16 protein-coding genes and 1 pseudogene are annotated in these 25,221 nt (G+C 48.0%); 8 read left to right on the forward strand and 9 right to left on the reverse strand.

What is annotated here, in order from left to right; all coding sequences use genetic code 11:
* The 3 genes and pseudogenes from NW212_RS07660 to NW212_RS07670 all read right to left on the reverse strand — a co-directional run.
* Nucleotides 1–223, reverse strand: a pseudogene (locus tag NW212_RS07660) (glycosyl hydrolase family 88); the annotation flags it as partial.
* Nucleotides 224–324: 101 nt separating this feature from the next.
* Nucleotides 325–2,049, reverse strand: a complete 1,725-nt coding sequence (locus NW212_RS07665; protein WP_258338063.1) for a RagB/SusD family nutrient uptake outer membrane protein — start codon at nucleotides 2,047–2,049, stop codon at nucleotides 325–327.
* Between the two features lie 20 nt (nucleotides 2,050–2,069).
* Nucleotides 2,070–5,243, reverse strand: a complete 3,174-nt coding sequence (locus tag NW212_RS07670) for a TonB-dependent receptor (RefSeq protein ID WP_258338064.1) — start codon at nucleotides 5,241–5,243, stop codon at nucleotides 2,070–2,072.
* A 596-nt stretch (nucleotides 5,244–5,839) separates the two neighbouring features.
* Between NW212_RS07670 and NW212_RS07675 the strand changes: the two genes are divergently transcribed.
* Nucleotides 5,840–9,031: a GH92 family glycosyl hydrolase gene (locus NW212_RS07675; protein WP_258338065.1), complete on the forward strand. Its 3,192-nt coding sequence runs from the start codon at nucleotides 5,840–5,842 to the stop codon at nucleotides 9,029–9,031.
* Nucleotides 9,032–9,039: 8 nt separating this feature from the next.
* Complete coding sequence (locus NW212_RS07680; RefSeq protein ID WP_258338066.1) at nucleotides 9,040–10,875, forward strand: D-glucuronyl C5-epimerase family protein; 1,836 nt, start codon at nucleotides 9,040–9,042, stop codon at nucleotides 10,873–10,875.
* Between the two features lie 135 nt (nucleotides 10,876–11,010).
* Here the strand turns inward: NW212_RS07680 and NW212_RS07685 are convergent, their stop codons facing one another.
* The 3 genes from NW212_RS07685 to NW212_RS07695 all read right to left on the reverse strand — a co-directional run bounded on the left by NW212_RS07685 (nucleotide 11,011) and on the right by NW212_RS07695 (nucleotide 16,016).
* Nucleotides 11,011–14,994: a two-component regulator propeller domain-containing protein gene (locus tag NW212_RS07685; RefSeq protein ID WP_258338067.1), complete on the reverse strand. Its 3,984-nt coding sequence runs from the start codon at nucleotides 14,992–14,994 to the stop codon at nucleotides 11,011–11,013.
* A 225-nt stretch (nucleotides 14,995–15,219) separates the two neighbouring features.
* Entirely contained in the window at nucleotides 15,220–15,762 is a 543-nt protein-coding gene (locus tag NW212_RS07690; protein WP_258338068.1) for an agmatine/peptidylarginine deiminase, read from the reverse strand.
* Nucleotides 15,714–16,016 (reverse strand): agmatine deiminase family protein, encoded by a 303-nt coding sequence (locus NW212_RS07695; RefSeq protein ID WP_258338069.1) that lies wholly within the window; start codon nucleotides 16,014–16,016, stop codon nucleotides 15,714–15,716. Before NW212_RS07695 ends, NW212_RS07690 begins: the two co-directional genes overlap by 49 nt.
* Nucleotides 16,017–16,763: 747 nt before the next feature.
* Between NW212_RS07695 and NW212_RS07700 the strand changes: the two genes are divergently transcribed.
* Nucleotides 16,764–17,342 (forward strand): RNA polymerase sigma factor, encoded by a 579-nt coding sequence (locus tag NW212_RS07700; protein ID WP_258338070.1) that lies wholly within the window; start codon nucleotides 16,764–16,766, stop codon nucleotides 17,340–17,342.
* A 60-nt stretch (nucleotides 17,343–17,402) separates the two neighbouring features.
* Nucleotides 17,403–17,903, forward strand: a complete 501-nt coding sequence (locus tag NW212_RS07705) for an NUDIX domain-containing protein (protein WP_258338071.1) — start codon at nucleotides 17,403–17,405, stop codon at nucleotides 17,901–17,903.
* Between the two features lie 133 nt (nucleotides 17,904–18,036).
* On the opposite strand, the gene NW212_RS07710 is transcribed toward NW212_RS07705, so the two are convergent.
* Nucleotides 18,037–18,504 (reverse strand): nucleoside deaminase, encoded by a 468-nt coding sequence (locus NW212_RS07710; protein ID WP_258338072.1) that lies wholly within the window; start codon nucleotides 18,502–18,504, stop codon nucleotides 18,037–18,039.
* A 158-nt stretch (nucleotides 18,505–18,662) separates the two neighbouring features.
* On the opposite strand from NW212_RS07710, the gene NW212_RS07715 reads away from it, so the two are divergent.
* The 4 genes from NW212_RS07715 (at nucleotide 18,663) to NW212_RS07730 (ending at nucleotide 22,997) form a co-directional block, all read left to right on the forward strand.
* Nucleotides 18,663–20,453 (forward strand): ATP-binding protein, encoded by a 1,791-nt coding sequence (locus NW212_RS07715; protein WP_258338073.1) that lies wholly within the window; start codon nucleotides 18,663–18,665, stop codon nucleotides 20,451–20,453.
* A 75-nt stretch (nucleotides 20,454–20,528) separates the two neighbouring features.
* Nucleotides 20,529–21,176 (forward strand): response regulator transcription factor, encoded by a 648-nt coding sequence (locus NW212_RS07720; RefSeq protein ID WP_258338074.1) that lies wholly within the window; start codon nucleotides 20,529–20,531, stop codon nucleotides 21,174–21,176.
* A 55-nt stretch (nucleotides 21,177–21,231) separates the two neighbouring features.
* A complete protein-coding gene (locus NW212_RS07725) occupies nucleotides 21,232–21,606 on the forward strand; it encodes a hypothetical protein (protein WP_258338075.1) in 375 nt (124 codons plus the stop codon).
* A 17-nt stretch (nucleotides 21,607–21,623) separates the two neighbouring features.
* Complete coding sequence (locus tag NW212_RS07730; protein WP_258338076.1) at nucleotides 21,624–22,997, forward strand: fasciclin domain-containing protein; 1,374 nt, start codon at nucleotides 21,624–21,626, stop codon at nucleotides 22,995–22,997.
* Between the two features lie 83 nt (nucleotides 22,998–23,080).
* Here the strand turns inward: NW212_RS07730 and groL are convergent, their stop codons facing one another.
* On the reverse strand, nucleotides 23,081–24,712 hold the full coding sequence (groL, locus tag NW212_RS07735; protein WP_258338077.1) for a chaperonin GroEL: 1,632 nt from the start codon (nucleotides 24,710–24,712) through the stop codon (nucleotides 23,081–23,083).
* A gap of 36 nt (nucleotides 24,713–24,748) precedes the next feature.
* Entirely contained in the window at nucleotides 24,749–25,021 is a 273-nt protein-coding gene (locus NW212_RS07740; protein ID WP_258338078.1) for a co-chaperone GroES, read from the reverse strand.
* Nucleotides 25,022–25,221: the final 200 nt, after the last annotated feature.

Genomic DNA, 25,221 nt, shown 5'->3' on the forward strand with positions numbered 1-25,221 from the left:
CGCTCGCCTTCGACACTGTCCCGTCCTTGCGCGTGCTGTGAGGCATCACACCCTTGCCGTCCTTGCCCTGAGCAGGAGTCTGCAACATCAGCCGGTACTGCCCGGCCGCAAAAGTCATGTTCTCCTTAACGAATGCTTTCTCCGCATCCTGCGCGTGGAGCAGACCGAACGCGCAGGACAGGCAGAAAGCCGCAATCATTTTTACCTTGCTGTTTCTATTCATAAAATTAACCCTATCCATACGGCGGCATGACCTGCCGGCCACACCACCGCACAATTCTTATTCACTGTTTTTTCCCAATTAAAAAAAATCTTAGTTGCTCTTTACCAGCCCGGATTTTGGTCGCCAAGATTCGGGTTACGCTCGAACTCTACGGCAGGAATCGGCCACAAGTAGTCGCGGTCTGTAAAGACGCGGGTATAACGAACATTGCCACGAATATCATCGTATTCAAAGTTCAGTTTCTCTTCACACATACCCCATCGGCGCAAGTCACTGAAACGATGGCCTTCACAAGCCAGTTCTACGGCACGCTCCTGCACGATGCGTTCAAACACTTCGTCTTTGCTATGAGCTTCCAGCCAGGCAGGACCGCTATTCAATGCCGGCATATGGGTAGACGGACGTTGACGAACCTGATTAATCAATGCTACAGCATCATCTTGTCTATCCATTTGGTTATAACATTCAGCCAACATCAGCAATACATCTGCATAACGAATAAGAGGAAAATCAACAGGAGAATGAGAACGGTCATCCAACTGCCCTCCCATGTTGCCTTCCGGCACAAACTTCCGCCAATAATAATTATAATGCCCCAGATTGTCCCGGATAAAACCGTTTGCTTCATTTACCCCCTGGGCCAACACATATTCAACCGGATTTTCACTGTTCGTCACTGTATTATAACCCAAATATGTAGAATACGGAGTAATGATGCTCTGTTCCAGACGCGGATCACGGTTTTCGTAAGCAGCGCGGATTTTATCCAAATCCTGAGGATACTGAGCTACGCTTTTCCCATCTTCCGACAAGGTGGCGGCAAAAACTTCATCCTGCTTTTTGCGATCACCGGTAATGCCAGGGAAATAATCGTCCCAGTTGAATTTTGATCCGTCACTGTTCTCATACATATCTACTAAAATATCAGTAGGCATGCAATTGTTCCAACAGCTTCCATAAGTAGCACGAGTACCCAAACGCAAAGGATATCCCATACCATATTCCTGATTCGTACCGCTGATTGCCTGAATTGTAAATATCATTTCCGCACAGTTTTCACCTGCCACCGTAAACAACTCAGGATAGCTGTCGTTCAACTTATAACCATAACCGCGTCCTTCGGGGTCATTGACAATTTCTTCAAAGTCGGCGGCTGCGCCTGGATAGTCACCCGCATAAAGCTTTACTTTTCCTCTTAAAGCCACAGCAGCTCCACGCGTAGCACGGCCATAATTGTTGGCATCCCAACTGACAGGCAACACAGAGATAGCTTTTTCCAGATCATCCAAAATAAACTTGCGTGTTTCTTCGGCCGTCGTACGAGGCTTTCTCATGTCCATAAATTCATTGGAAACGATTGTCGTTTCATCGTACAAAGGCACTCCACCGTAGTAATCCAGCAGCAAGAAGTAGAACAAGGAACGGACAAAATAAGCCTCGCCTTTATAAACTGCTTTCTCATCATCTGATATATCTACATTATCAATGTTTTGCAGCAGCAGATTAGCACGAAATATACCGTCATACGAAGTTTGCCAACGGCTCTGTACAGTACCTGTACGGTCGGTATACGTTCCTTTTATAATAGACGGCATCAGCCAGTTATTGTAATCCATGGCTATTTCACCCAACGCATCGTTATCGTAATAAGCACCGAATGCGTTCTCATTGCGCAAATCTCCGTACATAGAAACCATCCCTTGATAAGCATGATCTTCTGTTTTCCAGAAGCTTCCGCTACTCAGTTGGTCATGCGGATACTGATCCAAATCATAGCAACCGCCCAACATGCCGGCAGCAGCCAAAATCAATATATATTTCTTCATATTTGTCTGAATTAATAACATTAGAATGAAACGTTTACCCCGAAAGAAGCCTGACGGATATTCGGATATGCCAAGTTTTGCGTATTCTCAGGATCCATACCAACAAAATCACTGAAAGTAAAGAAGTTTTCCAAACTGCAGAATACACGTACACGGCTTAATGAAGCGGCCTTTACCCATTTTGCTGGCAAAGTATAGCCCAACTGAACGTTACGTATTTTCAAGAACTTCCGGTCTGTCAGCCACAATGTGCTGTTACGGGTATTACGACCGTCATTTGAAAGCAAACGCGGATATTTGGCAGGCGTAGTGCGGCCTTCATACCAGCGACCGTCAGCAATTTCCTGACCTATCTGATAACCGCTGGCCGGCATGTTGGTAGTGTGCATGCTTTGATACTGCACCTTATAACTGCCAGTACCGGACATCAGCATAGAGAAGTCAAGACCTTTCCACGAACATCCCAAATTGATATCATAGAAGAAACGCGGAGTGTCACCATGTCCCATAGGCACACGGTCATCATCGTTGAAGATACCGTTTCCATCCATATCTTTATAAAGCACGTCACCCAGTTCAGGACGCTGATAAGTCTGGAACGGATTGACTTTCTTGCCATCCTCACCCAAAGGCGCATTGTCAACCAAAGACTGTACATAGTCCAAATCCTCCTGTGTCTGAATGATGCGGTCTGCCACAAGACAATACTGTACATTGATAGGATAACCCTCCTTTATCATCGTACTTCCGTTGATGCTCGGCTCATCTCCTTTGAACTTCGTCACCTTGTTGTCCACAAAAGTAATGTTTGTTCCGATATTATAATGGAAGTCATTGATGTTGTCCGCCCAGTTCAATGACAGTTCGAAGCCTTTGTTTGTCACTTCGGCACTGTTTTGTGTAGGGATGCTCGCATTTCCATGTACCAAAGGCGCAGGCAGGTCAATCAAAATGTCGGAAGTTTTCTTGTAGAAGTATTCCACAGTACCAGACAAACGGCTGTTCAGCATCGTAAAGTCAACGGCCGCATTGGTAACGGCAGTGCTTTCCCAAGTCAAGGCTCCGTTTGCCAGCGCAGTGATAGTCATACCGGTCTGCATCTGTCCGCCAAAAGAATAATTGGTCGCTGCATATTTTGAGATGGCCTGATAATCGCTGCTCAAATAGTTATTACCCAATTCACCCCATGACACACGGAGCTTCAACGCATCCAGCCAGTTGCGGGTACTTTCCATAAAGGCCTCCTGATCAACACGCCATCCAGCAGAGAATGAGGGGAAATATCCCCAACGGTTTCCGTCCAGAAAACGTGAGGAAGCATCTGCACGCAAGTTTGCTTCAAGCAAATAACGATCTGCCCACGCCAGGTTAATACGGCCAAAATAAGAACGCATCGCCCATTCTGTATGCGAACCGCTGGCTGTTGCATCGCCCGTCGCACCATTTATGACATCTACGGATGAATCAATCCAATCATATTTTGTAGCACTGAAACTGCGGTCGCGACGCATTTCCTGGCTGGCACCTGCCATCACATTCAAATCAAATTTATCATTGAAGAACTTATTGTTATAGCGCACCACAAGGTCCATGAACATCCGCTCTATCTTGCGGTTGTAATTATAAACGTATGTTTTGCCCGTATAAGTCTGCCGCACTTCCTGATCGGTAGCAAAATTCCATAAGGCCATTTGATTCGGTTTCTCCCAGTTATCCTTGTCTGTCAGCTCATACGAATAAGAACCGGAGATGCTCAAGCCCTTCAGCGGTGTGATCGTACCATTGAACGCAGCACGCAAGTTGCGGTTCTTTTTGTTGCCAGTGCGAGAATACAGCTGCTGCAAGGGATTGTTGGTCTGTATATCTTCGCCTACAGCCTGCGGACCTCCAAAACGTCCGTCAGGAGCACGCAAGACGATACCGGGCGTACTTGCATAACCATAGGTAAACAAATCATCCACCCAATCTGAACCGATATCGTTATTTGACAGGTAACCATTCAATTTCATACCCAATGTCAGCCACTTGGTCGGTTTTGCCTCCACATTCGAACGGAAACTATAGCGCTCATAACCGGAGTTCTCCATGATACCGGGATTGTTGCTATAACCAAACGACGTATAGAATGACAGTTTGTCCGTACCACCGCTCAAAGACAAATTATGATTAGTTGCCACGGCTGTTTTGAACACTTCATCCACCCAATCTGTGTTAGGATATATCAAGGGATTACGCCCTGCGTCATTTCTCCAGGCATCTATCACACTCTGTTCAAACTGCGGACTATCTCCTGAATTCTGACGAGCTTCATTGCGCAGTTCCATATAATCGGCATAGTTGCTCACAGCATCTACTGTTTTTCCTACCGATTCCAATGATGCATATCCTGTATAATCAATGTTGATTTTGCCTTCCTTACCTTTCTTGGTAGTAATCAAAATAACACCGTTAGCGGCACGCGAACCATAAATGGATGAAGAAGCTGCATCTTTCAAGACACTCATGCTCTCTACATCCTGAGGATTGACATTGGCAATATCACTTTCCACACCATCTACAACCACCAACGGTGCAGAGTTATTCAATGTTCCTTGTCCGCGAATCAAAATACTGGCACTTTCATTACCCGGAATATTACTGCTCGTTCTGAACGACACACCCGAAGCCATGCCAGCCAAGCCCGAAGACAAATTAGTGATAGGACGTTTTTCTGCTATTTCCGACATATTTATAGAAGACACCGAACCCGTCAGGTTCACTTTCTTTTGTGTAGCGTAACCTACGACCACCACTTCATCTATCACCTTCGAATCTTCCACCAGCTGCACAGACAAACTGGTACGGTCTCCCACACGCACTTCTGTTTCCTTATAACCGATGTAGCTGACCACCAGCACCGCATCCGGAGCAATGCCGTTCAGCGAAAAGTTACCGTCGAGGTCCGTTATCGTTCCTTTCGAAGTTCCCTTTACCTTTACATTGGCACCGATAATCGGTTCTCCTGCGGAATCTTTCACCACGCCCGTTACGGTACGTCCGTTCTGCAAAACACTCAATGACGAATCTACGGTTCTTCCGCTTGTATCATCCGGCGCTGCCGCATACACAGGAGCCGCCATCAACAAGGTTCCACCTACAAAGAGAGCGGAAAATAATGCACGTTGACTGTGCTTTTCTTTTTTGAATTGACACATAACTAAATTTAATCTTAAGGTTGTGTCGCAAACGTACTAATATTCAACATGCACACGGGTATCAAATCATCTATATCTGGGGGATAAATAGTATATCCTTTCGTTTTTAACAAACAGCAAAAACGGGAGATTTTATCCAAAGAAAGTACAAACGGATGCAGCATTTCTGTGTTAATTCTCTATTAAACAGCGTCCGGTCAGACCAGACCGTATGAAAGGAGAAAGAACAAAGGGCTTGTTTTCAGCGCAGAAAAAAAGACGGCTCCGAAACAGGAAATGCCGTTTGCCGGTCTGCAAAAACCGGAAGCTTCGCACGGTTCCTTATCTCCAGCTTAAAGATATGTATCTCCAGGCTGGAGATATAGATTTTGCTCTCAACCAACGAAGAAAATCCTTCCAGATATTCCATCTCCGTCCTGCGGAAAGGGGAGATTTTGTCCAAAGGCAGATACAAATGCGTCCAATTCACCGTTAAATTTCCAGCATAAGACAATATATCCCCATTAATAAACGTAATCGTCCGCCCGACTTTAAATAAATGGCTATCTTTATAGACAAATAGAAAATACAAGCGTGCCTTAAAAAACGACCAAGCCATGAAAGTAAAATTATTGTTCGCTCTGCTCATTACCGGCTGCGGAAATCTGTGGGCATCCCAGCCGGGAACTCATGCAGGCAGCATGAGGGCAGACAATGTATTGTTTGAGATCGGGGAAAAAGACGGCAGTCCGGCAGAGTTTGCCCTTTACCCCAGTCACTACAAAAACTTCCTGATCGACTTTACGGGAGTAAAGCACTTTGCCGTAGGCTATTCCACCCCGGAAAAGAACTGGCCTTACGTTTTGCCCGGTCCCAAAGACAGATGGGGAGGAGGAGGTTATTATGCCGGATATCATCCGCGCCATTTCCCGGTCATCAACTTTCAATTGCCGGAAACGAGAAAGGAAGGAAACTGCCTTCTGTCTTTGTTTTTTGCAGGAGCAAACGGCAAGGAACTTCCTGTTTTGCGGGTTGAAGTGAACGGGCACCGCTTCGAGAAGAAAATAGAGGGGAAATCGACAGACAAGCTGTTGACCGGCGAAGAAAAGCCGGACCCGCAGGAATGGACCATCAAATTTCCTGTCGGATGGCTGGAAAAGGGAATGAACCGGATACAGATGGGAATAGTGAAAGGACGCTGGTGCATGTTCGACTGCATCAGACTGAGCGGTCCCGACGGCATGGACATCACTCCCATCTCTTCTTCGCTGATAACGTCTGTCAAAGCCGCGGACTTTGAATATGAAAAGTCCGGGAAAAAACATAGCCTGCCGATTCTCGTGGACATGGTTCAGTACGACCGTCCCCGGAATCTGACATTCGTTTGCGGAAAGACGAAAGTGACCCGGCGGATAGAAACGGGGAAAAGCATCCAGCAGATACTGGTTCCGGCAGCAAAAAGCCCGAAGGAAGAAGCGTTTGCCATCTATGCCGGCAACGAACTGCTATACAGGGGAACCGTCAGTCTGGCTCCCAAGCCGCTGCACGAATATGCAGACGACGTGGACATACTGATGGGCACAGGAAACTCCCGGTGGATGTATAAGCCCAGCGTTTCGCTGCCGTTCGGAATGGTACAGATCGCTCCCGACAACGAGGATGAGAAATGGAAGGCGGGCTATGAATATACGATTGAAAATATCGCCGGATTCAATCATTTCTGCGACTGGACAATAGACGGGTTCCTGATGCAGCCCACCTGCGGAGAATTGCAGGTCAATCCGGGACCGGAGGACAATCCGGACGCAGGATACCGCTCGCGGATTGACAAATCGACCGAAAAGGCGGAAGTAGGCAAATACTCGGTGTTCATGACGGACACAAAAATCACGGCAGAGGTTTCGGCAACCGACCGCGCTTCCATCCAGCGCTACACTTTCCCCGCCGGATGCAAGAACCGGCGGGTGCTGGTAGATCTGTATGCTCCCAGCGAATATCCGCACAACCTGCAGGACGCGCATATCACCAAAGTGAGCGACACCGAGATAGAAGGCTACGCGACTTATTTCGGCGCATATACGGGATACACCGCAGAACAATACTATACCATTCACTTTGTAATGCAGTTCGACAAATCTTTTGCCTCAATGGGAGGATGGGTCAATGACCAGATTAAGGCGGAACAAAAATACCTGGGTGCCTGGCATTCCACCCATGAATTTGAAACGGAGCCCAAAATCATGCACAACATCACCGAGGTGTGCGGAAAGGGAGATGTGGGCTTCTTCCTCGATTTTCCGGCGGAAGAGGATGCAAGCACGGTGCAAGTGCGCACCGGTGTTTCCCTGGTCGATGTGGCGGGAGCACGCAACAACCTCCGGCAGGAACTGGCACTTCCTTTCGGCTGGGATCTGGAAAAGGTGGCAGAAAACGCCCGCTCAATCTGGAATGACTACCTGTCGCGCATCGAAATTGAAACTGATGACTATCTGCAACAGAAAAAGTTTTACTCAAACCTGTACAGAGCCTATTCGGCAAAAGCCTCATGGAGCGATTTCGACGGACGTTACCGCGATGAACGGGAGCAGATCTGCCGGCTTGAATCACCCAATGACCGGGTGGTAAGCGGAGAATACTGGAATACCTTCTGGGACAACCAGCAGCTTTTTAATCTGACGGCTCCGGAACTTTCTTCCATGTGGGCCCGCTCGGCCATCAGCCTGTACAAGAACGGAGGGTGGTTCAACACGGATCCTGCCGGAATCGAACATACCGGCGTTATGGTAGCCATGCACATGGTTTCTCAGATATGGGGAGCATGGCAGAGCGGCATCCGCGACTTCGACCTGAAACTTGCTTATGAGGGACTGAAGAAAATGCTTCTGACTCCTCCCCAACGCCATGAAGGCGGCGGAACGGCAGGTGTGGAAGATCTGGTCCCGTATATGAAATACGGATATATCCCTCAAGGCATGGGGCAGGTATCCAATACAATGGAGTACGCCTACGATGACTGGTGTCTAGCTCAAATGGCAAAATATCTGGGATATGAATCTGATTATGAATATTTCTCCAAACGTTCTGAAAGCTGGACCAACCTGTTCGACACCAAGAGCGGATTCATCCGTCCGAAGGATAAAGACGGAAACTGGATTACTCCGTTCGATCCATATCACACGCCGGGGTTCACGGAAGGAAATGCATTCAACTACACATGGTTTGTGCCTCATAACCCGGAAAAATTAATCAAGCTTATGGGAAGGGAACGGTTCGTGTCCCGTCTGGACAGCGCGATGCAGAAATCTTCGTATGCCAATTTCAACGCTTCGGGAGATGACTTCGCCAACTATCCCATCAATCACGGAAACGAAACTTCGATGGAAGTGGCTTATCTGTTCAACCGGGCAGGCGCCCCCCATCTGTCGCAGAAGTGGGTGCGTGCCATCCAGGAGCAGTATTACGGAACCACTTCCTATGACGCTTATCCGGGTGACGAGGACCTGGGACAGATGAGCAGCTGGTTCGTCATGAGTGCCATAGGCCTGTTCCAGATGGACGGCGGATGTGCGGAAAAGCCTTTCTATGAAGTGACCACTCCACGCTACTCTAAAATCACCATTCACCTGGACGGAAAGTACGGACGTGGAATAGACTTTGTCATTGAAGCTCCCGGAGCATCCAAGGAAAACAAATACGTGCATTCAATCCGTCTGAACGGCAAACGCATTGACGGATTCAGAATAGACCAGCAGGAAGTGCTGAAAGGCGGAAAGATGACAATCGAAATGAAAAGCAAACCAACTCTATAATCAACCGTATGAAAACGAACTTTTGTCTTACACTGAAGAAATGCAGCCTTGCGCTGCTGCTGTGTGTGGGAGCGCTTTCGTGCACTCCCGAACGAAACGAACGGGGCATCCTGACAGAACATCCGCGCCTGCTGTTCACCCGTGCGGAAGAGCCTGCCGTAAAACGGCTCATAAAAGAAGACCCGCTGGCAGGCGAACTGGCAGATACGCTGAGAAGTCAGGCAGACTCCATCGCGCAACTGCCGCAAATTCCCTACAAATTCGACAAATACGGTAATATGCTATGGACTTCACGCGCTTATGTGGCACGGCTGGGAACACTCGCACTGGCTTACCGGCTTTACGGTGACGAGAAATACCTGAGGGCAGCCAACGAAGCCCTGCTATGGGTATGCAATTTCCCCGACTGGGATCCGAAACATTACCTGGACACGGCCGAAATGACTACTGCCGTGGCCATAGCTTACGACTGGCTGTTTGACGCGCTGCCCGAGGCGACAAAGGAACTGGTGAAAAACTGCATCTACAAGAACGCTGTCAGCAAAGTGCTGCGTGAATATGCCTACGGAGGACCCGGAAGCTGGGCTAAACGCGAAACGAACTGGAACGTGGTGTGCAACACAGGCATGACGCTCGGCGCACTGGCCGTAGCCGAAGATTATCCGCAGGAAACGGACAGCATTCTGAAAAACGCTGCCAAGTACATGCCTAACTGCCTGAAGCACTTCGCGCCCGACGGTGTCTGCTACGAAGGTCCCGGATACTGGGGATATACCAACAGTTACCTGGCTCTCTATCTGAAAGCTGTAACAGACAACGGAGGCGACAGGGGAAACATCGCCAAACTGCCGGGCGTATCAAAAACTGCGCTGTTCTACAAACGTACACTGACACCTGCCGGACGTATTTTCAATTTCGCCAACTCCGGAGAGGGGAAAGAGAACTCACCAGCCTTCTTCCTGTTCAGCAAACTCTACAACCAGCCGGAAATAGCCGAATGGTACCGGGAAGAGCTGAAACAAACGCTCCGCAAACGCATTCCGCAGAACCAGAACTTCTATCTTGCCTTGCCATGGTTTAACACTGCCACAGCAACTGCCAGCGACTCGCTGCCGCGCATGGAAGTGTATCACAATGACATCAACGACCTGGTCGTATTCAACGGCGACCGCAAGAAAAAAGGCTCCGTCTTCCTCATTGCCAAAGGAGGGGAACCAAGCCAGGCACACCAGCAACTCGACTGCGGAACTTTCCTGCTGGAAGCTGACAGCGTATGCTGGACGGAAGAGCTGGGCGCCGACGACTATGCCCTGCCGGGATTCTGGGATTATGCGCCAAACGGAAAACGCTGGGAATACTTCCGCAACAACAACTTCTCGCACAATACGCTCCACATCGACCGTCATCTGCAACATGCTTCGGGCGAAGCTTTCGTATGCGAAGAACATCCAGATGCTTCCCAACCGTCTGCTACACTGAACATGACCAGCTTATATCAGGACAAAGCCGAATCTGTGTTCCGCACGTTTACGCTGATAGACGACTGTACGATGGAAGTTACAGACAAAGTGGAACTGCTGAATGCCAATTCAACCGCTTATTTCAACATTGTGACAAAGGCACAGGTGGAAACAAACGGCAACAAGGCGGTACTGACACGGAACGGAAAACAGTTCTACATGGAAATAACCGCACCGGCCGGAGCCGTATTCAAAACATTCCCCGCTCCCAAACTGTCTGAAAAAGAATATCCGCTCGAAGGCGTACAGATAATAGAAGCCGCATGCCGTTTCGGAAAAACAGAAGGAGAAATAACCGTGCGGATGAGCAGCATGCCCAAATAAAGTTAGAGCTCTGTGCCATTCAAAACCTCTTCGAAGGACAAGATTGATCAAACCATGCAAGAAGGTACCGCACTTAAACACGCTGACAATTGCAGTCAGAAGATTTAAGTGCGGTGCAGTTTTTCAGTCCGACATTCAATGCTGCTCTTCCTCTTTCTTGCCGTCCCTATACTCCTGAGGCGTACAATTGAAATGCGTTTTGAAGCAATGGCGGAAATAGCGCAACGAGCTGAATCCGTTCTGAAAAGCAATCTCCGTAATTTGCATCTGGGGATTCGTTTTCAGCATTTCGACCGCCCGTTTCAGACGCGCATTCAGAATCAGTTCATTCGGCGTCATGCTGCTCAGCGCTTTCAGCTTGTTGTAGAGAGAGCTGCGGCTGACGGCCAATTCCTGCGCCAACACATTCACATCAAAATCGGGATCGCTCAAATGATTTTCTACAACCTCCTTCAGCTTGGTCAGGAACTGGGTATCTATAGGTGAAAAAGCCAGTGCCTGTATATCCACATCATCTGCACTGTCGGTCGTCATTCCTTTGCCAAACTTCTGCTGCAGCAGCTTACGGTTGCGCAGAATATTTGCAATCCGCCCCAAAAGCAAGCGGTTGCTGAACGGTTTCTCGATATAGTCATCGGCTCCGCACTGCCATCCTTCCAACTTATTGTTATCAGCTCCCAAGGCAGTCAGCAATATGATTGGGATGTGGCAAAGATCGAAGTCATTCTTTAACAACGTACACATTTCCGTACCCGACATAATCGGCATCATCACATCACTCAGAATCAAGTCGGGATGTTCGTCTTTGGCACGCGCCAGCCCTTCTTTACCGTTCATGGCTATCACCACCCGATAAAGCGGTGACAGCAGCGAAATAAGCATCTGAAGCAGTTCTTCATTGTCTTCAACAATCAGAACACACATCTTCTCTCCGGATGTTCCAGCTTCAACCGCTTGCCCGCCGGCGTCTGCATCCGGTTCAACCGAAGGATATGGCGACACGCCCTCGGCAGCGACAGCCTCAGCCTGCATCTCAGCCTCGTCCGGATGTCCTTTGGGCAATGTCACCGTAAAGATACTGCCGTATCCCAGCGCGCTTTGCACATCGATTGTGCCGTGGTGCAGATCAATAATGCCTTTAGCCAACGCCAGTCCAATGCCGCTTCCTGCCGGTGCGGACGACAACGAATCCACCTGATAAAAGCGGTCGAATATATAAGGAAGAGCTTCTTGAGGAATGCCTTCGCCATTATCTATCACTTTCACCTTTACAGCATCCGCCAGTTCTTCGAGAACCAGTTCAACCTTTCCTCCTTTCGGAGTATGCTTGAATGCGTTTGACAAGAGGTTAGTAAACACTTTCCGCAATTGGCGGTCATCACACTGACACAACAGGCTGCCTTCCGGAACGGCAAGCACAAACTCAATTTCCTGCAACCGCGCCTGACTCACAAATTCTTCGTGAATCTGTTTCAGGAAAGGCACCATGTCCGATGTATGCAAATGCAGCGTCTGCTTGCCACGCTCCATCTTGCGGAAGTCCAGCAATTCGGATATCAGTTCGCGGAACTGGTATGTGCTCTTATAAATCTTCTGCAGACGGGTCCGTATATAAGGTGACAAGGCAGGAGTTTGCAGCAGAGCCTCTATCTGAGAAATCATGAGAGTCAGCGGCGTGCGGAATTCATGCGATATATTGGCAAAAAACTGCAACTTCGATTCGACCAGCTCTTTGTTCTTCTCTTTCTCCATCTTTTCCTGAACCAGCGAAGCACGCAGCCGCAGTTTAGTCTGCCAGTTGCGGAGTATAAGCCACACGACAGCCGATACCAGAAGAACATAAATGCTCCATGCCCACCATGTGGTCCACCAGGCACGCTCTACAATAATATTCAGTGTGATAGGAAGCAAGGTTTTGCCGGGAGTGCCTTCGGCTCTTTCCCTCACCTGCAGTTCATGATTCCCCGGCGGCAGATTGGTGTATTTGATCCTGTTATCAACAGCTGCATTCCACTGCTCTTCGCCCAGCCGATATTCGTAAAGGTGCTTGCTGACATAGTTATCAGAAGCAAAGGTGATCAATATGTTGTTCTTATTGTATGCAAGCCTGATTTCTTTTACAAAAGGAAAGGCCACAGGCAGAATACCGTCGGACGTATGGACAGAAACCTGCTGCTCGTTGACAGCCAAAGATGAAAAATAAAGCCTGTAATCCGGCTGCGAACGCTGAAACTTGAGGAGCGAGAAAGAAGACATGCCATCTGCCCCGCCCACAAACATTTCACCGTCACGACACCGCAAAATGCCGCATCCCTCGTTGAGAGCAGACAGGTGAAGCTGCCGTTCCATATCAATAAAGCGTTTTTCGCCGGTCTGCGGATGATAAAGCAGCAGCCCTTGTTCATTCGACAAGACCAGGTATCCTTTAGGCGTGTTCAGCAAATTGTAGCAATAGCGTATGGAACCGATGGGACACCGGTCAAAACATCCGCCAGCCTCGTTGAAGCGATATAATCCGGAGCCATACGTAGCCAGATAAACAGCCCCGTCATTTCCTTCCGCCATCTTAGTGACCTGGAACATTCCCAGCCCGTTCTCGCCATAATTATAAATTGCTTTCCGCTCCGGATGATCCAGATTGATGCGCAAGACTCTGGAGAACTGGGAAACCCAAAGGTCATTACGCGAATCAACCAGCATCGTGATGCCTCCCCAATGTATATCGCGCTCCGACCGGAAAAGCCGCTGCAGCCCTTTTCCATCTTTCAAACTGATATATAATCCCTTGTCAGGAGAAAGCAGAAAAAGCGTATCTCCTTTCAGCATTATTTCATTAATGGACTGATTGTGCAGTTCAGGATAGTGAGTCACTTTATTTGCCGGAATGTCAAAACGAAGATAACCTTGCTTATGGGTACCGATATACAGGCAATCCTGATTCTTGTCGTACTCGATGCATTTCAAGTTGGAAAACACTTCACCGGCAGGGATGTTCCCGTCCAAATAGTAAGAAAACAGTCCGCTCTTACGGTCAAGACGGTTCAGACCGCCTCCCTCCGTACAAATCCACAGATCTCCCCGCTTGTCTTCTACCATATTGCCCACATAAGCAAAGCTAAGACAATCATTCCGACGCTTGTCGGAAGCATAGTGTCTGAATATATCCGTTTGCGGATTGAAATAATTCACTCCTCCATAATAAGTGCCTATCCAAATAGTGCCTTGCCGGTCTTTATACAGTGAAAAGATTGAAGAATGGGTCAGGCTGCCGGGTTTGGTATCCTTGGCATATCTGGCGACATTCCCCTGCAAATCAATCTTATTCAATCCGTCGAACGTTCCCGCCCATATGCAACCCTCTTCATCTTCTACGAAACAACGCACGTCATCGCTCGACAGTTTGATATCGCTCCGGACTGTAAAACTATGGTTGTCAGCAGCATTTTCCACTACATACATTCCCTTGCGAAAAGCAGCCGCCCACATTCTGTTCCGATTATCCCCATAAAGCGAACAAATATTGGCATGAGGAATGACACACACTGGGGAAATCTTCTGAAGATTACTGGAACAAAACAGTCCTGTCTGTGTCCCTATCCAAAGCCGGTTGCTTGCATCTGTTCCAATGCACGTGATGCTCTGCCCCTGAGGCATCCGATAAGAAAAAAGAAACTTCTTGCGACTGATGTCCCAACGGAACAAACTGTCACGGCTGGCCGCCCACACTTCATTTTTGCCGGAATGGATGCAGCTGGCATGAGAAAGTTCCTTGATAAAGCGTTCATTCTGCAAATCATAGCGAACCAGTCTGTTGCTGGAGATAAAGAATACGCTTCCCCGTTTGTCGCATACCAAATCAAAAACGCCACCTCCTGTAAAAACGCCGTCAGGCTCTTCCGAAGGGTTATAAACGGTCATGGTAGTGCCGTCCCAGCAGTTAAGCCCCTCAAAGGTGCCGAACCACATCCTCCCCAGTTCATCCTGAGAAATAGACATGACAGATATCTGCGACAATCCATCTGACTTGCCCAAGTGCTTGAAATAAATGTTGGCTTGAGCTACCGTTCCGCATAACGAACATAATAAAAGGTAAAAGAAAAAGGTCTTTTTCATCATCATTACAAGTTGCCTGTCATAAAATAACTATGGACTACTGATAAATTATTACAGAAGCCAAAATTAGGAAATCTATCTGAAAAAAATGTAAGAAGACAGGACGAATTTGAAAGAATATGAAAAAAGAAATGTGTTAAAGATGCTTACAATGAGAAAAGCAAGCCTATGAACAGTCCACAGAGAATCCACGCACTGTTCACCACTTACACTCGAATCACGCACGTTACATCAACGTGGCGACTGCGGTTGCTGCTGCGTGAAACAATGCAGCATTCCACCATATTTATAGAGCTTCGCCACATCTATCTTCACAACCCTGCGCCCGGGATATAACCTAGCCAGCAGCTCTGCCGCAACGCTGTCGTTCACATCGTTGTAGACCGGCATGAGTATGACCTTATTCCCGACATAGAAGTTCAGATAAGAGCCTTTGTAACCCAGCCCCTTCATCTTCTTTTTGGTCAGGGGAAATTCGACGATCTTGTACGGTTCGCCTGCGGCATTGCGCGCACTCACGATTTTGTCATAGTCAGCCATAGAGATACTCTCATACAAGTCTCCAAAATCATCGCGTGCCATGGCAAGGATGGTGTGAGAGTCGAGGAAACGGGCCATCCCGTCGATGTGCGCATCGGTGATGTCTTCATTAAGCGCGCCCTCAAGCCAGACGAAATTGGTGATGCCGAGGTAGTAGCGCAAGCGTTCTTCCATCTCGTCACGCCTCATTTCCGGATTGCGGTTGGGACTGACGACGGAACTCTCGCAGGCCATGAGTGTGCCCGCTCGCCTTCCGTGAGAGCATCCGTCATGGCCACCCAAACGGGTTCTATCTCGTCCCTGTATTTTTTCCCGTACGTATGGTGGTGAGGCCATGAAAGCCATGTGCCTTCATGTGGGCTGTCCTCGCCCGGCAGGGTGTAAAGCCCCATACCGTCCTCCCTGCCACGAGAGTCGGTCGTGCATCCAAAAAATGACAATAGCGGCAACATACTCAATATGCTTAACAGTAATATTTTCTTTCCCATAAACGATCTGTTATCCGTTGGTAGAAAATATATTACAACACGCTCGTTTGAAAAGTTGCACACATTGTTGAATTTTAGCATAAAAAACATGAAAATCATTCATCACATGTACAGTCAACATACAAAGCACAGAGATAGCGAAGCACCGCTATGCGCAAAGAACAATGATTCCCCAGTCAAAACCAGGGCTTATTTACTCTTTAAATGAAAGAGCCTGACTTATTTCTAAAATAATCACTCCATTGTTTTCACTCTTTTAAATTTTATTTTATATTTGCAATATGTTCTGTAAAAGAACAGAAGAAGCGTTTTAGACATTATCCAAGGTTCAGGAAATCCCCAATTTCAACGATAACGCTGGATAATACAAAATGCTCTGCGGGCCATATCATAGTATGCCATTGATGCGATTGCTTTCTTTTGCGTCAATGACCGATTAATATGGGCGTGGGGCTTTATGTATTGCATGGTTATCGAGTATGGGGATACTTCTGAACGGGCAATACTAAAGTTCCCCACGCTTAACTTATTTATCAACAGCCGAAGGGGAAAAGCTGGCATACGACACAACATAAAAACAACGCGATGACAAACGTTATGGACGGCTTGAAACTGTTTCAAGAAAAAGAAATGTTATGGAAACACACCAACGAACCACAGGAAAGAATGCGGGAAATCAAAACACCGATGCACAGAACAGGCCGGACAGGATTTTCCACAAACTGAAACTCATTCAAAAGAAACCGGATGCGGTCAGACCAGCCGGCAGGCATCTGCATTCCGGAAGCCTTCATCACCAGACTATATCGCAGGAAACGCAACATGGAAGAATTCGAATTTGAACAGGAATTGCTCGCATTACACGACAAGTTGTTCGGCTATGCATGCAAATTGTTCAGCGAAAAAGAAGAAGCTGAAGATTTGCTGCAAGAAACATTTTTAAAAGCTCTTGTAAACAAAAACAAATACAACGAAAACAGCAACTTCAAAGGCTGGATGTATACAATCATGCACAATACATACCTGAACATCTGCCAAGACAAGCAGCACACGCAAAGGAATTCGCTTTCAGACGACAAAATCTTCATGGAAGTAAACAAAGAGGAAGGGCTGCTCATCTGCAACGAATATGACCTGGAAGAAATACATAAAATCATCAGCAAACTGCCCGAAGGGTTCAGTTCAATTCTGACCATGCGGCTGGCAGGATTCAAATACCACGAAATAGCCCAGGAGTTCAACATACCGGTAAGCCTGGTGAAAAACCGCATTTTCTGCGCAAAGAAGAAACTGAAAGAGATGCTTAAAGACTTTTACGACAACTGAATGCGCTTGATGTTTCGGTTTATTTTCATAACTTTGCATGAAAATAGAATGAAAAACAGCATGAAAGACAATAGCGAAGAAATGTTTCCCATTGTTGACGAGAACGGGAACATCACAGGGGCGGCGACACGCGGAGAATGCCATAACGGAAGCAAACTGCTGCACCCCGTCGTACATTTGCATGTATTCAACTCCAAAGGAGAATTGTTCCTCCAGAAACGGCCGCAATGGAAAGACATACAGCCCGGGAAATGGGATACGTCTGTAGGAGGACATGTCGACCTGGGAGAAAGCGTGGAAATGGCACTGAAGCGCGAAGCACGGGAAGAACTTGGCATAGAGAACTTCACTCCCCAGCCGCTGAAGCATTATGTCTTTGAATCAGACAAGGAAAAAGAACTGGTATTCTCATACAAGACAATCTATGACGGGGCAATCGCTCCCAGCCAAGAACTGGACGGAGGACGCTTCTGGCCCATAGAAGACATCCGCAGCTCCATAGGGAAAAAAGTATTCACCCCAAATTTCGAAAGGGAATTTGCGGAAACACTGGCTTTTTAAAGCCTTGCCGATTGGCAAACCCATCAGACTTGTCAGTCCGACCCTGCCGTTCTTACAGGGAAGAACTGCGATATCGGACTGACAAAATCAGGAAATGCCCTGATGCAAGCGTCCCATAAGTTTCCAGACGCAATCAATACTCCACTTTGTCTGCTTTTCCTTCCCAGTCCCGGAAAGCCTTGAGCGCCTCTTCCGGAAGCAACACTTCCGACTTCAGCCTGCGGTCTTCCGGCTTCAGCTCCAGCTCCTCATAAATGAAGGCATCATCAAAACCGATGGCCGCAGCATCACGCTTGCTGTTGCCGTAATACATACGGTCGATATGCGCCCAATAAATAGCCCCCAAACACATCGGGCAAGGCTCACAAGATGTATATATTTCACAACCGCTCAAATCAAATGTATTCAGTTTCCGGGCTGCCGCACGGATCGCACTGACCTCAGCATGAGCTGTGGGATCATGGTCAGACGTCACGCGATTGGTACCCACCGCCACAATTTCTCCGTCACGGGCGATTACCGCTCCAAACGGTCCTCCTCCCTCCGCCACATTCTTTACAGAAAGTTCAATGGCCTTACGCATCAATTCTTCTTTTGTCATAATCAATTTCTTTGTAGTGTTACATGCATTTTAAAGATAAACAAAAAAACGGAACATCCAGCCGTCTTTTAAGAAAACTTATCTGAAAAACAGCATAGCCGTTGGAGAAAAGGAAAATATTTCTAATTTTGTATTTTTAATCATCACTATTCTGGCCTATGAAAAACAAAATCCGTGTTCTGCTGCTGGCAGCTCTGTCTGCATTTATAAGCGCACAAGCGAAAACAACCCAGGAACTTGAACAGCTTACTTTCGCTGCCGACTCACTCTACTCGCTTGGGCAGATTGATGCTGCACTGGCTATCAGCGAAAAGATAATCCGGCTGGCCGAACAGACAGGCGATGAAGCGGCAATCACAAGCAGCTACACATCACAAGGCGTCTACCTGAGATCGTCCGGCAGAATTGAAGAGGCAGTAAAGGCATACGACACCGCACTGAAACATGCACGGCAGTTGCCCCAAGACTCACAAGAGAATCTGGAGGCGCTGACCACTCTGTACAATAACCTTGCGACCCTGCATCTGGACATGAAAAACGCAGAAAGGGCCGGAAAATATGCCGAAGAAGCAGTGAAACTGGCAGAAAAATGCGAAGACAAGGACTTCCGCTCGCAGATATTCGCGGTATGCTCCTCCATATTCATCAAACAGGAAAAATTCAGTCTGGCAAAAACTTATCTTACCAAAGCGACCGCCATCGCCCACGATTCGGGACAAACCGATGCGGAACTAAGTTCGCGTTCCTACTACCTGCTGGCACTATTCCGCAGCGGAGCCTCATCCGACGAAATAAACACATACATGGACGAAACGCAGAAGCTCACTCAAAAGGTGCAATCAACCATGACACTGGTCGTCTTTTACCAGATCCAGTTCATCATCCGACAGGCACAAAAGGATTATGCGAGAGCCATAGAAACAGCCGGAAACATACTGCATCTGCCGAACATCGGAGATTATCCTTTCCTGCTTTATGACATTTACAACAACCTCCACCTCACCTACAAGGAAACCGGCAACTACAAAATGGCATACGGCACGCTGCTCAAAGCCAAAGAGCTGAGCGATTCGCTTTTCGTTGACGAAAAAAGCCGGCAACTGGAAGAACTGTCCGAAAAATACGAAAGCCAGAAAAAGGAACTGGAACTGCAACAGCTGAACGAGAAAAGAACGCAGGAAAGGCACATCATGCAAGGCTGGATTATCGGGCTTGCATTCATTCTTACCATCGCTGTTTCAGCCGGCATTTATCTGCTGCAAAGACAGAAGCTGAAACTGGAGCGGCAAAAGCGGAAAGCAAGGGAGCAGGAAAAGCAGTTTGAACAATTGCAGCGGAGCACCGAACTGCAAATGACACACGATTACCTGGAGCAACTGGAAGAAGAACGTTCCCGGCTTGCCAAAGAACTGCACGACGGCATCTGCAACGACCTGCTTGCGCTGGAAATGAAAATACAGTCAGAATCCGAAAATACCAAAAACGAATGGACAGAAAACCTGAAGCACACCCGTGAAAATATCCGGAAAGTATCGCACGCCCTGCTGCCTCCCACTTTCCAGGCAGCAACCATCGATCAGATTCTGAGAAGTTATCTGAATGACTTGTCTGCCGGCCGATGCAGAATCAGCCTCATCACGCTGCCGGAAGACGCCGACTGGTCGGTGCTTCCCGACGAAATGGCACTGAACATCTACCGCATTATCCAGGAAGCCACAGGCAATGCACTGAAACACGCTTCGGCCTCGGTGATAGAAGTTTCACTCAAATGGGAACTGCCCGATCTGGTGCTGAACGTAACAGACAACGGAAAAGGCATCTCGGAAGGAAGGAAAGCCACCGGACTGCGCTCCATCAAGGAAAGGGCCAAAGACCTGAAAGCCAAACTGCACATACAAACTTCTGAAGCGGGAAGCAGCGTGGAAGTGACGATTCCTATATTCCGATAAAAAACCACGGGAAGCCGTGGGAATTATTTCATCCACTATGGCTATTTTTGTAAAAAATTAGGATATTATAGGAGAATGACATATAGCATAGCCATCATAGACGACCATTCGCTGATTCTGGAAGGACTCAGAAGCCTTTTGAAGGATCTGCCTGACGTTACAGAAATTCTTGAAGCGCATAATGGAACTGAAATGCTGGCTTTGCTGAAAGACAAGGAGTTTCAGGCGTGCATCGTAGATCTGGACTTGCCGGACATCGACGGCTTTGCCCTGATAGACGCCATAAAGAAGGAAAAGCCTGATACAAAAATCATTGTATGCACCATGCACGAAGAGGTCTGGATTGTGAACAGACTGAAGCATCCGTCAATCAGCGGAGTCGTATTCAAGTCATCTGCATCCGAACATATCCAGGAAGCCGTGCAGCAAGTAATAAACGACGGAACCAGTTACTATTGCCCGCACTTCAAGAAACTGTATAAGGAAAAACAGGCAAACACGGCCAATATGATCAACCAGCCTCCCACGACACGCGAGCTGGACATACTGAAAAGCATAGCCAAAGGCATGAACACACACGAAATTTCAGAACATCTGTTCATATCCGAAAACACCGTAGAATGGCATCGCAAAAATCTGATGCTGAAATTCGGCGCACGGAATGCAACCGATCTGGTCATCAAGGCCCTGGCTAAAGGATTCCTCAGCATCCCGCTGGAATAAGACAAGAAAAGGCAAAGAGATAAACCATTTATTGTTTCATTAAAATTTTACCGCTATGAAAACGAGCAGTCTATGGAAAGCGGTCGCGCTTTCCGCATGTATCGTCTTGGGAACAGCCTGCGCAAGCAATGACAAAAAGGCTGAGTCTTCCGGCACACCAGAAACAGCCGAATCTGTTTCTCCCGCAGAAAACGGCATACTCGAAGAGGTGCTGGAACTGATTGAGAACGGCATTTCGGAAGTAAAAAAGGATGCCAATCCGCAAAAAGCCATGATGGTCATGAAAGAAACCAGCGAGTCGATTGACAAAGTATGCGAAAAACACGGAACAACGCTTTCCGAATGGAAAAAGACACTGTCGGAAAGCGACCTGCAGAAGTATGAAAAGACAACGGCCGATTTCTTGAACGAATGCAAGAAAATCAAATAAACCAATAACACTCAACCATGAAGAAATTTTTCCAATATGCATTAGCCTGCACACTGGCGTTTACAGCTTATGCGTGCAGCGAAGACGAGAACACCCCCACTCCTCCTCCGTCGAAAGGAGAGCAAGCCGTGGAGCAAGTCATCAACGTGCTTGAAGAAAAGCCGGAACTGAGCCAGTTTGCCGAACTGCTCAAAACAGCCGACGTGTCAGACCTTCAGGAGGAAAAACTGACCGTTTTCGCCGTAAAGAACGAAACCGCAGCATGGAACAGAAGCCGTGCGCTCGCCATGGACTCAACGGCACTGAAACGGCACATAGCCAAAGGAAGCTACACGAAAGACCAGCTCACGGACGGAACCGTACTGAAGAGCATCAATGAAGAGAACCTGTACATCACGCGCGAAGGAAATGCCGTGTCGGTAAACGGAGTGGAAATCGAAGGGGAAGCGATTCCGGCAGGAAACAGCTACATCTATGTAGTGCCGGAAATAATAGAGTCGCAGGCCGAACCGACAATCCCTCAGGATTCTGTCAGTGTAAGCGACATCAGCTACTTGTGGCGGAACACCATGAACAACTATCTTTCCAAAAACTGGGAAGTAGAAGCGAAACTGACAACCGGATACGGAGGATTCACCTACAATGACATTGCGGAACTCTCCGACGAATACTGGAATACGGCATATCAGACCCTGGCGGAAGGAGAAAAGTATCTGGCGCAATTGGCAGAATCAGAAGAAGGCAGAAATCTTTCCGACACCATCAAAGTGGAAAAGGCACTCATACAGACACAGCTTTACGGATATTACGGCAAGTACGTTGACGGAGAGAATGTCTGCACAGCCGACGATCTCATTTTGTCTTGTGAAACCTTAGTTGACCTCTTGCCTGGAGCCATGCGCGATGCAGCAAGCCTTCTGAGCGCAAAGGTCCTGCTCTATAATGAACAATATGCAGGAGCCGTCACCTATTCCGAAATGATTCTGGCAAACGGCAACTACGCCCTCGGCGAAAACGAAGTCATCTGGAAAGGATATACCGACGCTTTCGGAAGCAGTGTAGACCCGCTGCTGCTCCAGGAAGTCTATATCATAGCCGCTATCGCCCACTATAAGAATGGAAATGTTCCCAAAGCGCTTGAACTGCTGAATGTCATTGCAGAGCCGCCTATCTCCAGCATAGAAGACATTGACACAAGCATCTATCTTAACCTTCTCAAAGGGACAGGAGAAACCTATCCCTACTATCGTCTGCTGACATCCATGGACATCAGCGTAAGCTATCCGCTAGACTTCGGATTCGACATAAGCAAACACTTGCTGCTGCCTGTCCCGCAAGACGCACTGAACGAAAACACGGGACTCATACAGAATCCCAATTATGACAACTAAACCTCTCTTCTATAAATATTAACAAAGAAAATCCCGGCCGGAGCTGATCTGGTCGGGATTCCTTATATATCGGGGAAAGAAGATTACATCATTCCGCCCATACCGCCCATGCCGGCAGCCGGCATTTCAGGCTTTTCTTCCTTCTTTTCAACGATTACACATTCGGTGGTCAGGAACATGCCTGCGATTGATGCGGCATTCTCAAGAGCCACACGTGTAACCTTGGCAGGGTCAACCACACCGGCAGCATGCAGGTGTTCGTAAACGTCTGTACGTGCATTGTAACCGAAGTCGCCTTCACCTTCACGAACCTTCTGAACAACTACTGCACCTTCCTTGCCTGCGTTGGCAACGATCTGACGCAGCGGCTCTTCGATGGCACGCTTGATGATTTCGATACCCGTAGTTTCGTCTGCATTGTCACCCTTCAGGCCTTCCAGCGCATCGATTGCACGGATGTAGGCTACACCGCCGCCCGGAACGATACCTTCTTCGATTGCGGCGCGGGTTGCGCACAACGCATCGTCTACACGGTCTTTCTTTTCTTTCATTTCCACTTCAGAAGCAGCGCCTACATACAGAACAGCCACACCGCCTGAAAGTTTTGCCAGACGTTCCTGAAGTTTTTCCTTGTCGTAGCTTGAAGTCGTATTCTTGATTTCAGCCTTGATCTGGTTGATACGTTCGTGGATGTTTTCCTTGCTTCCTGCACCGTTCACGATCGTCGTGTTTTCTTTCGTAATCGTAACCTTGTCGCAAGAACCCAGCATCTCAAGCGTAGCCTGCTCCAGTTTCAAGCCCTTTTCTTCGCTGATAACCACGCCGCCCGTCAAGATTGCAATATCTTCCAGCATAGCCTTGCGGCGGTCGCCGAATCCCGGAGCTTTCACGGCACAGATCTTCAGCTGGCTGCGCAGACGGTTTACAACCAACGTAGTCAAGGCTTCGCTGTCAACATCTTCTGCAATTACCAGCAACGGACGCCCGCTCTGTACAGCCGGTTCCAGAATAGGCAAGAAATCTTTCAGGTTGCTGATCTTCTTGTCGTAAATCAGGATATACGGATGTTCCATCACGCACTCCATCTTTTCAGCGTCTGTCACGAAATATGCCGACAAGTAACCGCGGTCGAACTGCATACCTTCAACGACACCGATTGTAGTGTCAGTACCCTTGGCTTCTTCGATGGTGATTACACCGTCTTTGGAAACCTTGCGCATTGCATCTGCAATCAGCTTTCCGATCTGCGGATCGTTGTTTGCAGAAACGGTTGCAACCTGCTCGATCTTGTCATAGTTGTCGCCAACGGTTTCAGCCTGAGCCTTGATTGATTCAACGACCTTTGCCACGGCCTTGTCGATACCGCGCTTCAAGTCCATCGGATTCGCTCCTGCCGTAACGTTCTTCAAGCCTACGCCTACGATCGACTGAGCCAGTACGGTTGCAGTGGTAGTACCGTCACCCGCATCGTCACCCGTCTTCGAAGCGACCGACTTGACAAGCTGCGCTCCTGTATTCTGGAAAGCATCAGCCAGTTCAATTTCCTTTGCCACCGTCACACCGTCCTTCGTGATGTGCGGAGCGCCGAATTTCTTTTCGATGATCACGTTACGTCCTTTCGGACCCAGTGTTACTTTCACAGCGTTAGCCAGTTCGTCAACACCTTTTTTCAACTGGTCACGCGCATCGATATTGAAAAGTATTTCTTTTGCCATAATTCTTCTGATTTTTAAGTTCTTTATCCATTAAAATTAACCAAGCACTGCAAGCACGTCGCTCTGGCGCATCATCAAGTATTTGACGCCTTCATATTCGATTTCAGTGCCCGAATATTTGCCGTACAATACCTTGTCACCTACCTTCAAGACCATTTCCTCGTCTTTTGTTCCGTGACCTACCGCTACAACTTCGCCCTGCAACGGTTTTTCTTTCGCTGTATCAGGAATAATGATACCGCCAACTGTCTTTTCTTCGGCCGGAGCCGGAAGAATCAGCACTCTGTCTGCCAATGGTTTAATGTTCATAGTCTTTATATTTAAATTGTTTGTATTTTTGTTTTCCACGTCCCCGGAAGGACGCTAAGCACACTGCCAAAAGTGTGCCACACAGACAAATCTGACAATATGGCACCATATACTGACAAGTCCCCCCCACGACTGACAGTCTTGCTTCCCTTTTTGCAGAGCCGGTTCCGTATCCTTGCCCGCCCCGCACCGCACAAGGA

Source organism: Bacteroides sp. ET225, from assembly GCF_024733745.1.
GTDB classification, from domain to species: domain Bacteria; phylum Bacteroidota; class Bacteroidia; order Bacteroidales; family Bacteroidaceae; genus Phocaeicola; species Phocaeicola excrementipullorum.

Bases quoted from the DNA above. Each gene is read 5' to 3' on its own strand.
- NW212_RS07665 (WP_258338063.1), bottom strand. From the start codon at position 2,049: ATGAAGAAATATATATTGATTTTGGCTGCTGCCGGCATGTTGGGCGGT.
- NW212_RS07670 (WP_258338064.1), bottom strand. From the start codon at position 5,243: ATGTGTCAATTCAAAAAAGAAAAGCACAGTCAACGTGCATTATTTTCC.
- NW212_RS07675 (WP_258338065.1), top strand. From the start codon at position 5,840: ATGAAAGTAAAATTATTGTTCGCTCTGCTCATTACCGGCTGCGGAAAT.
- NW212_RS07680 (WP_258338066.1), top strand. From the start codon at position 9,040: ATGAAAACGAACTTTTGTCTTACACTGAAGAAATGCAGCCTTGCGCTG.
- NW212_RS07685 (WP_258338067.1), bottom strand. From the start codon at position 14,994: ATGATGATGAAAAAGACCTTTTTCTTTTACCTTTTATTATGTTCGTTA.
- NW212_RS07690 (WP_258338068.1), bottom strand. From the start codon at position 15,762: ATGGCCTGCGAGAGTTCCGTCGTCAGTCCCAACCGCAATCCGGAAATG.
- NW212_RS07695 (WP_258338069.1), bottom strand. From the start codon at position 16,016: ATGGGAAAGAAAATATTACTGTTAAGCATATTGAGTATGTTGCCGCTA.
- NW212_RS07700 (WP_258338070.1), top strand. From the start codon at position 16,764: ATGCGGTCAGACCAGCCGGCAGGCATCTGCATTCCGGAAGCCTTCATC.
- NW212_RS07705 (WP_258338071.1), top strand. From the start codon at position 17,403: ATGAAAGACAATAGCGAAGAAATGTTTCCCATTGTTGACGAGAACGGG.
- NW212_RS07710 (WP_258338072.1), bottom strand. From the start codon at position 18,504: ATGACAAAAGAAGAATTGATGCGTAAGGCCATTGAACTTTCTGTAAAG.
- NW212_RS07715 (WP_258338073.1), top strand. From the start codon at position 18,663: ATGAAAAACAAAATCCGTGTTCTGCTGCTGGCAGCTCTGTCTGCATTT.
- NW212_RS07720 (WP_258338074.1), top strand. From the start codon at position 20,529: ATGACATATAGCATAGCCATCATAGACGACCATTCGCTGATTCTGGAA.
- NW212_RS07725 (WP_258338075.1), top strand. From the start codon at position 21,232: ATGAAAACGAGCAGTCTATGGAAAGCGGTCGCGCTTTCCGCATGTATC.
- NW212_RS07730 (WP_258338076.1), top strand. From the start codon at position 21,624: ATGAAGAAATTTTTCCAATATGCATTAGCCTGCACACTGGCGTTTACA.
- groL (WP_258338077.1), bottom strand. From the start codon at position 24,712: ATGGCAAAAGAAATACTTTTCAATATCGATGCGCGTGACCAGTTGAAA.
- NW212_RS07740 (WP_258338078.1), bottom strand. From the start codon at position 25,021: ATGAACATTAAACCATTGGCAGACAGAGTGCTGATTCTTCCGGCTCCG.